Source organism: Streptomyces sp. CNZ287, assembly GCF_007827615.1.
In genome coordinates this window covers 1-14,850 of sequence record NZ_VISV01000011.1, presented here as the reverse complement: position 1 = coordinate 14,850, position 14,850 = coordinate 1, and the positions used below count along the sequence as shown (strand labels likewise).

Sequence of the window (14,850 nt, the reverse complement as noted above, 5' to 3'; positions counted from 1 at the left end):
CCCTGGTCACGCAGGACTGCGTGGCCAATGCGGAGTCAGGACTGGGGGCGGCCAGTTGGAAGGATTGAGCCTGGAAGCAGGGTCACCTGTGTCCGCACTCGTGAAGACAACCTCCACCTCGGGGCGCAGATCTCTGGCGCGCTCCATAGCAGAACAGCTCACCCCCATAGAGAGGGATGAACCGATCAAGAGGTTACTCGGTGTCGGGTCGGCACCGGCCCTCGACGTGCGTACCTATTGTGAAACCCCCAGGGCTCAATCCGTTCTTACTGTGAACGGGTTGTGGGGCACGAGGGCACTGCTCCAAAGCTCAATTCCCGATCTCAGCAACCTTCATCGGTGTGGGCCTATCACGGTTCGGGACATTCTAACTGCGCTTCTAGTGGGACTCACGGAGCCTACAGCCCAAGAGTGTCTGCCGCTCAACGACGAAGACGAGAAACGACTTTCCGTTCGATACGTGCCATCCTGTCGCGAGCCGCTGACGGCCCAAGGTTTCATGGCTGCGATCAGAGGAAGAGGGTCTCCCTCGTGAAAAATCTTCGCTTAGTTTCCATCGCCGACCGCTATCGCAGCAATACACATGATGTCGCGGATGACTTCTACAACCCATGCCTTCAGCAAGCGGTTCGCTACGATCGGGCGGTTGGGTATTTCACCAGCGGATCCCTCGCCATAGCGTCCCAGGGGATCACTGAACTTGAAGCGTCGCAAGGCCAGATACGACTCATTGCCAGCCCTCACCTCAATGCAACAGACGTACGGGCGATTGAAAAGGGCTATGAGTACCGCAAGGTAGTGCAGGGAGCCGTCACGCGAGAACTGGAGGACCTTGAGGGCCTTCCTGACAGCGATTTAGTGCGGCTCGGTGCTCTCGGACGACTGATCGCTAAGGGCCAGTTGGACATCAAGATCGCCATCGTCAAATCCAAAGGTGGCATCGGTATCTACCACGAGAAGATTGGAACTATCACAGACGCGCTCGGAAACCAGCTCGCGTTTACGGGATCTCTCAACGAAACCGCCTCGGCTATGCTGGACAATTTTGAGTCTATTCAAGTGTTCTGCTCCTGGGAAGACGGGGACGTCAGACGGGTTCGATCGATTCAACAAGATTTCGATCAGCTTTGGGAAGAGAAGACACACGGGCTGCAGATACTCGAATTTCCGGAGGCGGCCCGCCGGAAACTCATCGAAATAGGCCAGGGGGCATCTAAAGGAACTGGTACCAACAAGCTGGAGACCTCCAGCTCAGGATGGCTATCTCTTCCGAGAGAAATCAATCTCCACGGCTACCAGAAGAAGGCAGTTGAGCAATGGCTCGCCGCCGAGGGCCGTGGTATCTACCAGATGGCGACAGGCACCGGAAAGACAATCACGGCTCTCGCGGCTGGCGACCAGCTCGGTCGACAGCTACGGGCTGCGGGTAGCCCATTGGTCACGGTAGTCATCGTTCCGTTGCTCGGAGTGGCAGACCAATGGACAGATGAGCTTAGGCGATTCGGCGTAACCCCTATCCAATGTAGAGATTCATGGCAGGTCTGGGAGCCAGAGCTGCTTGACGGCCTGGCTGCACTGGGTGGGGATGACCAGGCGCGCCATCTCGCAATCGTCGTAACCAACGCTACCCTAGCGAGCGAACGATTCCAGAACATCCTGAGCAGTATCGAATGGCCGCTATTCGCAATCGGCGACGAGATGCACAACCTCGGCGCGTCGCGGCTATTGAGATGCCTCCCAGGAAATGCAACATTTCGACTTGGGCTCTCTGCAACACCCGTACGGCATCTCGATCCAGACGGAACCGATGCTCTCGTCGACTTCTTCGGTGAAGTCTGCATCGATTTGGGGATCAAGGAGGCCATCGAAATGGGTTCCCTTACTCCATATCGCTACTTTCCGATCCTGGTTCCTCTCACAGAAGACGAAGCAGACTTCTATGCGGAACTCACGAGCGAGATTAGCCGTCTGTACGCGAGGGGTGAAGCAGGGGGCGATGTCGAGGAGAGGATGAGTCAGCTACTGGGCAAGCGCGCCAAAGTACTTGGCCACGCGGAAGGGAAGATCGCGGCCCTGGCAACGCAGCTGAGCAAGCGCAGGAACTCGACGCACCAGCTCATCTACTGCGCAGAGGGCGCACGCCCGACGCGGCAGGGAGTTAGCGAGGTTCGTCAGATCGATGAAGTTACCGCACTGGCTGGATCTGTGCTCGCAATCCCAACGCATCCGTACACCGCAACAGAAAACGCTGCTACCCGCCGTGAAGTTCTACGGAGTTTTGCTAACGGACAGGAAATCCGCGTTCTCACCTCCATGCGCTGCTTGGATGAAGGCGTCGACCTCCCGGATGCGCGAATTGCCTACATGTTGGCCAGCAGCACCAATCCACGACAATTCATCCAAAGAAGAGGGCGCGTGCTTAGACGCACGGACGGAAAGACTCGGGCCGATATCGTCGACTTCGTCGCCGTGCCCCCGGGCACACCCGAGTTGCGGAAGGTCGAGAGACGATTGTTTCGTCGAGAGCTAGAACGATGCATAGAATTCGCTCGCCACGCAGAAAACCAAGGGTTCGCACTTGCTGAGCTACGCGATCTCCGCGAGCAGTACGAACTAATGGATGTCTAGTCTGAAGGGAGATCGCAAGCCATGGACGAATCTGAGGAGATTACGAAGATCTTTGAAGAGCTGAGCGAGGAAGCGCGGCTCCTCCTCAGTCGTGTTCTCGAGATCGAGCACGAACATCTGAATCTAGAGAAGCCAGAAGGTATCGCCAACGAGATCGTATCAGCAGTGGAAGGAATCGTGAAGTGAAGCTGCTAGACATCGAGCTCGTCAACTTCAGGACCTACGGTGGTACGCAATCAGCGGAATTCTCGACGTCAGCCGACAGGAACGTAACTACGTTCTATGGGACAAATGGCGGAGGGAAGACCACCCTGCTTAATGCCTGCCTCTGGGGGCTGTATGGAAAGACCAGCCCCGACTTCGAGGACGCCGAAGTCCTTATCAACTCCGAGGCTTGGAGCACCGCTACAGAAGGTGCAGAAGTTGAAGCGTGCGTAGCTTTACGCTTTGAGCATCGTGGACGGATCTATCGAGCTACCCGAAGGCGGCAGGTTAGTAAACAAGGGCAAGAGCAAGGCACAGGAAAAGATCAGTTCGATCTCTTCATGGAGGATGGTTCCGGCGCTTGGAAGAAGGTGCCCAATGCATCCAGCACCATTGACAAGGCGCTGCCCAGCCAACTTAGGGACTTCTTCTTCATCAACGGTGAGCGCATCGAGCGCCTTGCGAAGCAAGAGGCATACGCTGAGATTCAGTCTGCGATCAAGACGGTGCTCGGCATCGAGCCTCTCGTACGAGCAACGCGTCACTTGCCGGCAGCGATTAAAAGGATGCGTCACAAGCTCAAGTCGGAGGGCGGGGCTGGTAGCGACATTGAGCAGGTGAACGCCAAAATCGACTCCCTGGAATCCAGGAAGAAGGACCTGCAGGAGGAACGAGGCGAACTCAAAACGAACATCGGCCACCTCAATGACGAAATCGCCAGCATCGAGTCAAGGCTGCGCACTCTGGACGGCACTGCTGCGATCCAAAAAGACCGAGATCGCGCGGTGAGGGACAGAGATGAGGCCGAGGCCCAGCTGGACTCCGACGTCAAGGCGCAAAATGCGCTGGTTCGCCAAAAGGGCTATCTCACGCTGCTGCCCGAGATGCCTGCGCAGGTTACTGCAGCCTGCGCCAGTCTGCACGAGCGTGGGGATCTCCCCGCTCCGTTGAAGAGGACCTTCGTTAAGGACCTACTCGACGCTGCAGAGTGCATTTGCGGGACGCACCTTGGGAACGGCAGCCCTGAGCGTGGCCGTATCGAGTCATGGATGCAGAGGGCTGGACTAGCCGAAGTTGAAAGCGCCTGGGCCCACCTTGAGGGTGCCCAGCCCGGAATAGAAGACCGCTACAAGACGACCATTACAGAGCTAGCGGCTCTCGACTCCTCCATCGCGACGAACAGGCAGAAGCTTCGTGAGCTGAACGCCAAGTTGGACGAACTCAGCGCCAAGCTAAAGGACGCGCCCGGTGAAGACCCCGCCAAACTTGAGTCGCGGCGTGATGAGTTGACTCTCGCAGTTGGGGATGGGAACCGGAAGCTAGGTGGTGTTGAAGCCAAGATCAGTCAGCTGACCAGTGAGCTGCGTCAGAAGATCGAGGAGCTCGACACACTTGAGATGAAGGATAAGAGTAATCAACTTGTCCTCAGGCGAATTCGTGTGTTGCAGGATGCGGAAGAAGCTCTCCGGCGTTCACTCGATCTGCTCTCTGAGCGTACGCGCAGGAGCCTTGACGCCAGGATTAAGAAGGTGTTTGAGGAGGCATCGTTCAAGGATTACGTTCCTGAACTGACGTCAGACTTTGTGCTGGAGCTCTGGGTAGGCAGCGGAGATGAGCGGCGCCGTCCTCCGAAGTCTACCGGTGAGAATATGCTGCTGGCGCTGGCGTTCGTGGCTGCACTCGCAGAAGAATGCCGGAGTGTCGCTCAATACGACGAGTTGGCCATGAGTGACATGTCTGATTTTCCAGTCGTCCTCGATGCCGCATTCGGAAATCTAGATGCGGATTATCGACGTCGCGTCGCTACGTTCCTTCCTGACATGACATCACAGGTGGTTGTCCTGACGCACAAGGCGCAGATTGAGGGTGCTGCGGAAGATCACCTGGCTCCGCGAGTAGGTCGTGAGTACGTGATCACAACTCATTCGCGAAAGAAGGTCCAGGATATCACCGGCGAGATCACTGTCGGAGGTCGGGAATACGCATATCAGGTTGATGAAGCCGAGTTCGATGGGGCTCAGCTAACGGAGGTGGAGCAATGACAACCGAGGGCGAAGTTGAAGTCTCGGGTGACCCGCGTGTCCGACGCCCACGTGCTCATGAACCTCTCATCGAACAGCTACTAGCCGGCAATGATGGAGTCTTTGAGAGCAAGGCAGAGGTTATGCTCTTCGCCGCGGCTCTGGGTTGGTCCCATGAGCGAAGTGAACCCTTTGAGCGAGGCATTGACCCGATCCGGTTCAGTGTCTTCGAAAAGATGTACCAGGCGGAGACGTTCATCGAGAGTCTTGCTGTACTTAATGAGCCGGGCAACCCCGAAGTCTTGAGTGAGGAGAGCCTGCCCGATCGCATTAAGATCTTCGAGGAGTACGCCAACGGTGGATTGATAATTCTTCAGGGCAAGATTAACGCAAGCAGATCAACGGTTCGAGACGTGCTTGTGAGTCTCGTGCGTGAAGCGGCGAACGCCGGCAAAGAGAAAACAAGTAAGGTTCATCCCGACATCCGGAAGTTGCTCACGGTACCCGACTGGTCATCGTCGGAATGACGCGAACCGATGGCGATTTGAAGAACGGTCTGCTGGTAAGAATGGTTTCAACGTGAAACCAAGGCGAGCCCTTAGATGACGGCCGTTTGGTCGACACCAGATTGGCGATCAACCTGGGTGATCGCAGCATACGCCCTCACAAGTTCGACCTTGCAAAGACCGGGAGGGAGAGGTCCGCTTCTCCCTCCCGGTCTTTGCCTCATCAGGATGCCTCGACCGCTTCCGCCACCAAGTCCTGGATGGTACGAAGATCTTTCCTCCCTGCGAGATAGCCAACGCCACGCTGGAGGTGGATCATAAGCACTCGGCTTACTCCTTCTTCGGTGGGTGAGTCGCCATCACTCGCGCAGCGTTGCTTCAGCAAGGCGAGGTAGAGGTCACCGTAGGAACCGGTGAGCGTCTTCCAAGTCATCTCCACATTGGAGTCAGAATGTACTTCCTTAACCAGCGGCGGTGATGGATCTTGGAGCGATATGGCGAGGGCCCATCGGCACAAAATGTTCCAGTTCTTAATGCCCGTGGTGCGCTTTAGCCGAATCAGTTGATCCTTCGACTGCTGCGAGAGGCGAACTGTGTCAAGCGACATGCGCCGAACCTCCAGCCCACCAGTAGCCTGGCTTCACGGACGTGGTGAACGAGTCGTCGTCGTGCACGAGCATGTACGTGTGCGCGATCCGCGGCTTCAGTCGCTTAAGAAGCCTTTCATCGATCTCTTCGTCGGTCGAGAGCAGCAAGACTTGATGGCTCGCCTGGGGGAAGTATCTGTCAACAAGATGTTCACGATGTTTGCTGTCGAGGCGGCCTAGCGGAGTATCGATGACGGTGGGCAGCCAGTTGCCGGCTACCCGGGCTAGACCCCATAGGAGTGAGATGGCCAGCAGCTGCCGCTCACCGGCGCTCAGCCGTCCAGGGTCGAGGTCATTGCCCTCTCCGTCGATGAGTGTGAGACGAAACTTGTCAATGTCGATCTGAAGGTCGTGGACGAGTCCGTTCTTCCGCATCAAACGGTTGAAGCTATCCAAGACAGCAACTTCCAACCTGCTGATATGTCGTTTCAGTACTGCATCTGCGAACTTCTCTAGCGTGCTCCTAGTCTTGTCGGAGTATGCGATCAGCCGGGCCGAGTTCTCTACCTTTTCCAGACTCTGCACACGGCCTCGATGGGCGCGTTCAAGGTCTGCCTTGAGGCTCTCTTCTCGGCGCAGGCTAGTACCGAACTGGTCCGCCGCTGCTGCTACCCGGGCGTCGAGGAGGGCGACGTTCCGTAGCGCTCGATCGCGACGCTCGAGACGCTGGGCGATGGCGTCCTCATCCGGGACGCTGGCGAGCATGCGATCGATGGCTTCCAGCCGCCTCGAATGCGCTCTGGTCTCTTCAAGGAGGCGGCGGGCACGCTCCTGTTCCTGAGCGAGGACATCTTCGAGTTGCTTGATCTGGTCCATCGCCGGTGCCGGAAGATCGAGGATCCGCTCAAGGCCGGCGGCCGCCTCCCGTTGTGCCCGGTCCTCGGCGAGTCGCTTGATGATCGAGTCGCGGCTTCGTTGGGACAGGGTGGTGGGCAGGAGATCGACCAGCCATTGATCGCGTTCGTCGAGAACAGCGACGACCTGTGCTGCCTCCGCAGCTGTGTGCTCGTGGTTGGCCTGCTCGAGTACGGCAGCCAGTTGCTCTCGGAGCAGGCGTAGGGGCAGGGGACCTGCTGCGACATCGTGACGCAGGGCATCTGTAGCTTCGGCGAGTTGCGCGGATACTGTCTTACGCTCCTCTTCGAGTGCTCCTTGGCGGCGGAAGAGGTCGCCCCCGTCTTTCTCGAATGCGTGGTCAGCGTCGGCCAGCTCCTTCATTGCCGCGTCGAGTTGACTCTGCGTGGCCGCTCGCTCCTGAGCTGCCTTGGCAGCATGCTGGCCGGCTTCCTCGATGTCGGCTTGGAGCTTACCGATCCGGTCGAGCACCTTCTGGTCTTCGTTCGAGAGTTTGTGTCGCCGCTGGAGTCCAAGCAGATCGGACCGAAGCTGCTCAATCGTGTTCACGCCCAGCAACGAGTGCACGGCGGACTCGATGACGGCAGCTGCGCGGTCGGGATCCGCGAGTGACTCAATCCTCTCACCATCAAAGAAGAAGAGTGAAGCTACTTCGAGAGGCAAGAGATCTTCGACGTAGTCTGCCCAATTCTGACCAGCAACAGGATCAAGTTTTCCATCAACGAAGACGCTGACAAACTCGTTGAGAGATTTTCCGCTTGCTTTCCAGCTCCGATGAACGTCAAACATTCTCTCCTCGCCCTCGACGGTGATCGAAAACTCAAGGGCGATGCTGGCCCCCTTGCTAGGGGACGCTCGTCGGTTAATGCTCTCTCGGAGGTAGGTCTCGTATGGACGTGTTCCGCGTCCGCTGCATCGGGCTCGCGCGCCGTAAAGCACCAGCTGGATAGCGTCCAAGAGCGTCGTCTTCCCGCAACCGTTGAGCCCGCCAATGAGGATGATGGGTCGGCTGGGCTGGGTAGCGAGCTCAAGCGTATGAGTGCCCCGATAGGCTCCGAAGTCGTTAAGTGTGAGGTTATGTAGAAGCATCGGTGCTCGCTTCGCTGGCGGTGAACAGGGGGTTGTCGCGGCGCTGACGTCGGCGGCGCGCGTACTCTACGGCGTCTTCTTCATCTTCATAGAAGCCCTTCTCAATCGCGGACTCCAGAGCTTCAAAGAGTCCGGAGCGTCGAGTCATTGTTCGGAATCGGCGTTCGACAGCCAGCAGCTCCCGGACTGTGGAGAAATGAAGATCGTCGTTCTCGCAGACTTCTCGGAGCAGGTCGATTTCATCGGCTCCGATGGCCAGGTGTTCATCGAGCGGTCGCCCAGGGAATTCCTCTCCGGTTTTCTCTTTGTAGATACGCGGGAGCGAGTCTTCTACCTCGTGTTTCTCGAACACCCATAGGCGCCGGATCTCGTGCAATTCCTCCATTGTGATGAGCTCGATGCTGCGCACGTGCTCAGGCACCTTGGGATTGCGCCGGATGTATGTTTGCGCTTCGAGGAGCTTGCGAAGCCAGTTCTCCCGCGACTCCTGGGTGTACGGACCTGGCACGTTCCGATCGTTGAACAATTGGATCGTGCCGTTCATTTTGCGGAAATCCCGGAGATGACGATCATCTGCAACGTCCAGTTCATTTCGGAGCTTGAGGAGGGGGCGCATCCAAACCTTCTCCTCGTCATTCTGGATCATTGCAGACATTGACTTGTCTTGCTCAACAAGTGTGCAGGTCCAACATCCGAAGCGACTGTCGCCACAGGATGGGGTTGTGTCGTCGACAACCAAGGGGCACTCGCCATCCCCGGAGGCCCCTTGGTACATCGTGAGCAGGTCCTCGTTTGGGGGGCCCCACGGATTGTCCTGCTGCATCAGGAACATCCATACGTCATCGTTCGTCCAGTCCTCAACCGGGCTGTAGACGAGTGAGTTCGGCAGATTACCGTTGGGTGAAAGGCGATCTCGCACCCGGCGCTGCTCGTGCTTTGCCATGGTCTTGGCCCGGGCTTGGCTCTCGGCCTTGCGAATGCCCAGAACGAGGATCGCCTCTCCGTGCTTGCGTACGACGCGCCGGATGAAGCTGTTTGAAGGCCTGATCTTCAGCCGCTCAGTGCACCACCGGAACTTGGGCCGAGGAGCGGGGTAACCCCGCCCGATCAGGCCCACCCAGAAGGTGTCCTTTACATCTGGAATGAGGCGATGGGGTTCGATTGGCAGCCCTTGTGCCTGGGCAGCCGTGCGCATCGTCTCCAGGGATTGGGTGACCCAACGTGCGACGATGGGGTTCTCGACGAGGGTGTCGGTGCTGATCACATGCACTGGCTTGGTGAGCTGATCCTCTGGCATTCCCTGCAAGGCGAGCCATACCAGCTGAAGTACAGCTGTGGAATCCTTGCCGCCGCTATAGCCGACTACCCACGGGACCTCATCGGCAGTGTATAGCTCGCGGATCTCTGTGGTGAGTTCGCTAACGACTTTGGCGAGGCTGCGGCCCTGGAATGGCTTGTGCCGCGTCGGGGTGCTCATGACTCTCCTCGTAGGTGGGCGTCCTCAGCCTTCTGCTCGTCAGCCGAGAGCGGGAGCCCGAGATGGTTGCGCAAATAGTTCACTGTCAGCGTGATGTGCCGCTCACTCTTCTGAACTCTGCCGGCTGTCATGGCCCGACCTTCCCAGTGCGAATTGCTGCGGGACCAGTCGACCATGCGGAGCTGCCTGAGGCTGCTACGCCACCGGACTGGACTACTCGACTCCTTGATCAGTGTGTTGCCCAGGCGTCCCAACGCGTGCAACGCGATGCCGTGGCTGTGGATGTAGTCCTGGCGGATGTCTGGGGCAGACAACGTGCGCTGACGGACCAATCTCCAGTCCGGTATCTGTGCATCGACTACTTCCCAGTAGGCGCTCGCGATCGCGGCGGCCTGCTCCTTCTCGAGCTCGAGACCTTGAAGTAGGCATCGGGTGCCGGAGTGCAACGCGCTCAAGGTGAACAACTTCCGAGACCGCTTCGATAGGTTGCTGCTCTCCATTTCGATGTGGCCCTTGAACACTGGTGAGCGCATGGCCAGGAGCCGGGCGATGTGAGCGAGGTCATCGCGTTGGTCGTAGAGCAGCCCGATGGACCGCGAGGGACGTACAGCGTGTCGGTTTAGGTCGGCGAACATCTGCTGGCAGCGCTGCAACCCGGCGTCGTGGAAGAACACGACCGCAATCGTCTCGTGGCCGAGGTCGGGGTTCTCCCGCAGCGCCTGTTCAATCGCAGCACGACGGTGTTGTCCATCGTTGATCAGGAACCGGGCAGACATCGGTATGTGGATCTGGCCAGCGCGCATGCCAGGACCGTCGGCGGCGATGCTCTCGAAGCGGAGGTCGCCGTCCACCGATGCAGTCAGGGCGCTAAAGACATAATTGTCTGGATTGTCGAGAAGGTAGCGAGTGAGTGCCGGCAGCCTGCCCTTGTTCAACACACGTTGGGCTCGAACCTCTGGCGAAAGCTCGTCGTCGTCGAAGAGGAAGATGCGAGGGATGAGCCGCAGGGGGCACATGGACACGTAGAACTCGCGCCTTGCCTGGATGCCACGGATGGCCGGGAAGACGTAGTCGAACCCGGCGGACGTAGCCTCGTCAGCAGCCTTCGAAGATGTATGTGGGCCCACGGGAGCCACGCTATCGTACGTATGCGAAATGACGTGCAGGGGTTGCTGAAGTTACGTTCGAAAGTTTGGTGGGTCCCGTGGTGACGTACATGGATGCTGCAGCGACGACGCGGGTGGTCCCGCGTGTGGCGGACGTTGTCCTGCACTGGATGACGGAGGAGTTCGGCAACGCTGGCAGCCGGACGCACGCGTACGGGACGCGCGCGAAGAAGGCGGTCCAGGGGGCGCGCGAGTACCTTGCGAGCACGGTAGGCGCTCAGCCCGATGAGTTGATCTTCACGAGCGGCGCTACTGAGAGCAACAACATTGCTCTCCTCGGTCTCGCCGGCCATGGTGCGAGGTGTGGCCGTCGCCACATCGTCACCACAGCGATTGAGCACAAGTCTGTGCTTGAGCCCTTGGAGCATTTGCAGAGTCGCGGGTTCGAGGTCGATTTCCTTGAGCCGGGGCCATCAGGTCGCCTCGCTGTCGAAGCCATCCTGGCCAAAGTGCGATCGGACACCCTGCTGGTTTCCATCATGCACGTCAACAACGAGACGGGCGTCGTCCAGCCGGTCGCCGACCTCGCGGATCGTCTGCGCCGCACCGCGACGTACCTGCACGTCGACGCCGCGCAGGGATACGCAAAGGTCCCCGACGATCTCAGGGCTCCGATAGATCTGATCAGCATCAGTGGGCACAAGATCGGAGCGCCCAAGGGGGTGGGGGCGCTGATCATGCGGCAGCGGGGCTTTGAGGACGTACCGCTGGAGCCGATCATGTACGGGGGCGGCCAGGAGAGGAAGCTGCGTCCCGGCACCCTCCCCGTACCACTGATCATGGGTCTTGCCGAGGCTGCCAAGATCTTCCAGTCGGAGCAAAAGGAGTGGCACGCCCAAGCTGCCGAGATTAAGGACCGGCTGCTCGCAGCGCTCCAGCGGACCAGGTTTGAGGTACATGGCGACCAGGACCACGCGGTGCCGCACATCCTCAACGTCCACTTCGATGGTGTGAGTGCAGAGGCACTGATTGTACGACTCAAGAACCAGGTAGCCGTGGCGACGGGATCTGCGTGCACCAGCGCCTCGTACACCCCCAGCCACGTCTTGGCGGCGATGCGACTCCCCGAAGAGGCGGTAAAGAACGGCCTGCGACTCTCTTGGTTCCCTGAGCAGGCGGCCGAACTGGATGTCGAGCAGCTCGTGGAAGCGATTGTTGAGCTTCAGCCTGCATCTGCTTGACTCTCATTCCGGCGTGCGCCGCACGAGCCGATGCCCCCGCAAAGTACGCCCGCAGCGTTGCAATTCCTCCTCCCATCCCTGCTCGGTTCCGATGAGGTGCAGATTCTCGTACAGCCCAGCGTTGACTTCAGAACGAGTAAGACGCTCGTACCGTGGGACATCTGGGTCCTCGGGCGCCAAGAACTCGTGCTTGCGATGGAGCAGCGGTCGGTTGGGGGAAGTTTCGTAAGAGATGTACGACGTTTCCAGGGTCTTCAAATGGACTAGGTACGAAGAGGAGATCCTGGGGTGGGGATCGTTGTCGAAGTCGGGGTAGTGGAGCCAACTGACCGCTCGACCCTGGTGTTTCAACTTCGCGAGCGTCCACTCCTGCGGGCGGCCAGCAGCGATGGACGCGCAGTGCTCGTAGAGCCGGAGCACCGTCGGCATCCGATCGATTGCTCGGCGGTGTACGTATAGTGCTGTGGGGGTCAGCTTGCCTACGGCGGAGGCACTCATCGCACCACGGATATACACATCGTCATTAAGCTTCAGGAGGAGTCGGTCGGCTCGCCTACAAGCCTCCTTGTAAGAGGAGAAGAACGCCCGGATGTCGAGCTGTACGCTCAGGGGAAGGCTACCGAAAGGGCCGCGGCCGTTGAATAGCTCAACGGCGAGGAAAAGCAGGGTATTTAGCGTGCTGCGCTTAGCCCCCTCTTCGATCTTGCTGGTGTCGGCAGAGACCCGGACGAGGCGCTTGATCTCATTTGGGCGAAGGTGAGCCAACAGCTCGGCCATGTGAAGTGGCAACTCTTCGACTCGTGGAGGTCGCCCTCTTTGTTCGACGTGATCGATGAGAGCCGTGACGGCACTGGTGGTGTCCTTTGAGGCGAGCCACTCCGCATCCGGGACGATCCGCCGGGCGAGGAAGCTGAGACGGGCCGCGTCGTCTTTGAAGGCGTACACCACGCCGGGAGCCGCCGAGACGCACCGTGTCCCAATGGTTTCCTCGACGTAATTGCGGATCTCACTCGCTCCGAAGAGTCGCTGGAAAGTACGTCGTCTCGTGATCAGCCCGTCGCCGAATCCATCACCTTGGACCTTGGACCTTTCCCACGTCAGGCGCGCAGAGACAACCAGGACTATGTCGGCAAGGTCCCACGCCTGTTTGAGTGTTGTTCGGCGCTCCTCGGGATCTTCGATCACATTCAGAACATAGGTCAGCAGCACGACGTCCGCCGGCCCGAGCGTCGCATCGGCATAGTAGTGCGGGTCCCAACCCGTAACCTGACAGTCCAGTTGTTGGAGTGCTCGGACATCGCCACCTCGGCCGCAGCCGAAGTCAAGGACGGTACGATCTGGTCCGAGCTGTCGGTCTGCAAGAGCCTGTCGGGCAGGGACCGACAAGCCGGCTCGGCTGATAGCCGTTAGGCGACGATCGATATTCCACATGCTTGATGCCATGTCGACGCGCGGATTGGGGGCACCCGTAGTGTAGCGAGGGTGTTCGGATGCGATGGTGATCTCGGCGGGGGCGGTGGGGCAGGCTCGCCGGTCTCGGATGCCAGAGTGGTGACGATGAGCTCGATGGGCACTGGTAACCCACGTCGAGTGTGATCGGCCAGCCGTGCTCAGAGTACAGCTCGCTGCCCGTGAACCGAGGTAGGACCTCGGCGGTGTAGGGCGCGCAATCTGTAGGCGGACGGCCCCGGATGCCCACGTCAGACCGGTGTGCCGGTGCGGTTCCGCGTTGAACGGCTCATCGCGCTACTTCTGCGCCGTGAACACCTGGCCGTGTGGGGCGAGGTAGTGAATCAGGTGACAGAAGTCCAGGTCGTCGGAGCGAGACCGACGCCGATCTCGTCGCTGGCTTCACGAGAGGCACCGGCCCTGACCTGTTCACCCGGCCTCCACATGCCGCCGACCATGCAGAGTCTGTCGGGCGGTACGCGCCGGAGAAGAGCAGGGCATGGCCGTTGGCGTGGAGTACGACGAACACGTCGAGCACGTGGGGGTGGAGGCTAGTGCCTCGACGCCGTCAGCGTTGAGTTGCTCGAGCAGTGAGTCCAGGCGGTGCTCCGTGGAAGAACTCACGCAAGCGCGGTGGCCGTGGCCGATCTCGGAGGGCTGAATCAGTAGCCACCCCAGCGGGAGCGGTGTTCTTCCGGTCCGTACGGGCTCCAGCCGGTGAGGTATGGCTTCAGCTCATCCGCCTTCGGTTCCCGGGTAGCCGGCATGGTGGGCAGATCTCGCAGCGGGTCTGTGGCTTTGATGCGGCTGCGTATCCACTCCAGCCACTGGCGTGCTGAGCCGACCTTCGACTCGTCGGTCTCCTCCGTCGTGGCGAGGCGGTGCTCCAGGGCCTCGCAGTAGGCGCGTAGCAAGGCCGTCTCGCGCCAAGCGTTGGCCTGCTTCCGGAGAATGTCGTCGTACTGGGCCTGGACGGCCTGCTCCTTGGCCGTCTCCATCGCTGCTTGCCAGCGAATCTTGCGCTCGGCCTTGGCGCGCTCCTCATCCGCCTTGCGCTGCGCATCTTCAACTGCCCGGGTCTCAAGCTCCAGGAGCACGGCGCCAAGGGTGTCTTCCAACCGCCACCGCTTGCGGTCGGCCCAGCGGGACTGCCGACCGGAGCGGCTGTAGCCGAGATCGATGAGGAGTCTCGCTACCCGTTCTGGGTCTGCGGACTCTGGTGACTCCTGCTTCAGGGTCACCGTGTAGCTGAACTCGGAGATGGCCAGCTCCACCTCACCGTCGCGACGTGAGAAGCCGTTGTCTTTCCGAATGTGATCGTTGCGTTTTCACTGTTCAGGCATGATGTCGGTGGTTCTGCGGCAGGGACGGCACGTCGTGTTGTTTCGTCGGGGAGGTATGCGGGTGCCGTCGGTGATGGGGTTGTTGGAGGCTCGGGAGTCGGCTGCGCGGGTGCGGGTGGAGGAGCTGCGTGCCGAGGCGGACCGGGTTCGGGTCGAGCTGGTGGAGGCGGAGGCTGTGCTGGGCCGGCGGGTCGTCGCGCTCGCGGAGCTGGCCGAGGTCCTGGCTGCGGGTGCTGTGCTGCAGGAGCCGGTCGGGCCGGCGCCGGTTCCGGTCGAGGTGAAGG

The 14,850-nt window shown here is 59.7% G+C and carries 11 protein-coding genes and 2 pseudogenes; 6 read left to right on the top strand and 7 right to left on the bottom strand.

The features are described from left to right. Positions 1-531 precede the first annotated feature (531 nt). From FB457_RS20195 to FB457_RS20185, 4 genes are read left to right on the top strand one after another with little or no spacing between them, the layout of a single operon-like run. On the top strand, positions 532-2,628 hold the full coding sequence (locus FB457_RS20195; protein ID WP_145782691.1) for a DEAD/DEAH box helicase family protein: 2,097 nt from the start codon (positions 532-534) through the stop codon (positions 2,626-2,628). 21 nt (positions 2,629-2,649) lie between these two features. Beyond that, the gene (locus FB457_RS35305; protein WP_186462015.1) at positions 2,650-2,814 is read left to right on the top strand and encodes a hypothetical protein; all 165 of its coding nucleotides are present in this window, start codon (positions 2,650-2,652) and stop codon (positions 2,812-2,814) included. Further along, positions 2,811-4,874: an AAA family ATPase gene (locus FB457_RS20190; protein WP_186462014.1), complete on the top strand. Its 2,064-nt coding sequence runs from the start codon at positions 2,811-2,813 to the stop codon at positions 4,872-4,874. The genes FB457_RS35305 and FB457_RS20190 overlap by 4 nt, the downstream gene beginning before the upstream one ends. Beyond that, on the top strand, positions 4,871-5,380 hold the full coding sequence (locus FB457_RS20185; RefSeq protein WP_145782686.1) for a DNA phosphorothioation-associated protein 4: 510 nt from the start codon (positions 4,871-4,873) through the stop codon (positions 5,378-5,380). Before FB457_RS20190 ends, FB457_RS20185 begins: the two co-directional genes overlap by 4 nt. A gap of 202 nt (positions 5,381-5,582) precedes the next feature. Here the strand turns inward: FB457_RS20185 and dndE are convergent, their stop codons facing one another. The 4 genes from dndE to dndB are packed head-to-tail and all read right to left on the bottom strand — an operon-like array spanning position 5,583 to position 10,554. After that, positions 5,583-5,966 carry a DNA sulfur modification protein DndE gene (gene dndE / locus FB457_RS20180; RefSeq protein WP_145782684.1) on the bottom strand — a complete coding sequence of 128 codons (384 nt, stop codon included), beginning with the start codon at positions 5,964-5,966 and terminating at the stop codon, positions 5,583-5,585. Then, a complete protein-coding gene (gene dndD, locus FB457_RS20175; RefSeq protein ID WP_145782682.1) occupies positions 5,956-7,950 on the bottom strand; it encodes a DNA sulfur modification protein DndD in 1,995 nt (664 codons plus the stop codon). The genes dndE and dndD overlap by 11 nt, the downstream gene beginning before the upstream one ends. Next, positions 7,937-9,427: a DNA phosphorothioation system sulfurtransferase DndC gene (gene dndC, locus FB457_RS20170; RefSeq protein ID WP_145782680.1), complete on the bottom strand. Its 1,491-nt coding sequence runs from the start codon at positions 9,425-9,427 to the stop codon at positions 7,937-7,939. Before dndC ends, dndD begins: the two co-directional genes overlap by 14 nt. Continuing rightward, entirely contained in the window at positions 9,424-10,554 is a 1,131-nt protein-coding gene (dndB, locus tag FB457_RS20165; protein WP_145782678.1) for a DNA sulfur modification protein DndB, read from the bottom strand. Before dndB ends, dndC begins: the two co-directional genes overlap by 4 nt. A 77-nt stretch (positions 10,555-10,631) precedes the next feature. Here dndB and dndA point away from each other — a divergent pair, with 77 nt between their 5' ends. Beyond that, on the top strand, positions 10,632-11,774 hold the full coding sequence (gene dndA, locus FB457_RS20160) for a cysteine desulfurase DndA (protein WP_145782676.1): 1,143 nt from the start codon (positions 10,632-10,634) through the stop codon (positions 11,772-11,774). 3 nt (positions 11,775-11,777) lie between these two features. Here the strand turns inward: dndA and FB457_RS20155 are convergent, their stop codons facing one another. The 3 genes and pseudogenes from FB457_RS20155 to FB457_RS20145 all read right to left on the bottom strand — a co-directional run bounded on the left by FB457_RS20155 (position 11,778) and on the right by FB457_RS20145 (position 14,497). Beyond that, entirely contained in the window at positions 11,778-13,205 is a 1,428-nt protein-coding gene (locus tag FB457_RS20155) for a DNA phosphorothioation-associated putative methyltransferase (protein ID WP_486589085.1), read from the bottom strand. Positions 13,206-13,567: 362 nt separating this feature from the next. After that, positions 13,568-13,702: pseudogene (locus FB457_RS20150) on the bottom strand (hypothetical protein); the annotation flags it as partial. Positions 13,703-13,885: 183 nt separating this feature from the next. Beyond that, entirely contained in the window at positions 13,886-14,497 is a 612-nt protein-coding gene (locus tag FB457_RS20145) for a hypothetical protein (RefSeq protein WP_145782670.1), read from the bottom strand. 67 nt (positions 14,498-14,564) lie between these two features. Here FB457_RS20145 and FB457_RS20140 point away from each other — a divergent pair. Beyond that, positions 14,565-14,850 (top strand): annotated as a pseudogene (locus FB457_RS20140) (hypothetical protein); the annotation flags it as partial.

Bases quoted from the DNA above. Each gene is read 5' to 3' on its own strand.
- FB457_RS35305 (WP_186462015.1), top strand. From the start codon at position 2,650: ATGGACGAATCTGAGGAGATTACGAAGATCTTTGAAGAGCTGAGCGAG.
- FB457_RS20185 (WP_145782686.1), top strand. From the start codon at position 4,871: ATGACAACCGAGGGCGAAGTTGAAGTCTCGGGTGACCCGCGTGTCCGA.
- dndE (WP_145782684.1), bottom strand. From the start codon at position 5,966: ATGTCGCTTGACACAGTTCGCCTCTCGCAGCAGTCGAAGGATCAACTG.
- dndD (WP_145782682.1), bottom strand. From the start codon at position 7,950: ATGCTTCTACATAACCTCACACTTAACGACTTCGGAGCCTATCGGGGC.
- dndC (WP_145782680.1), bottom strand. From the start codon at position 9,427: ATGAGCACCCCGACGCGGCACAAGCCATTCCAGGGCCGCAGCCTCGCC.
- FB457_RS20155 (WP_486589085.1), bottom strand. From the start codon at position 13,205: ATGTGGAATATCGATCGTCGCCTAACGGCTATCAGCCGAGCCGGCTTG.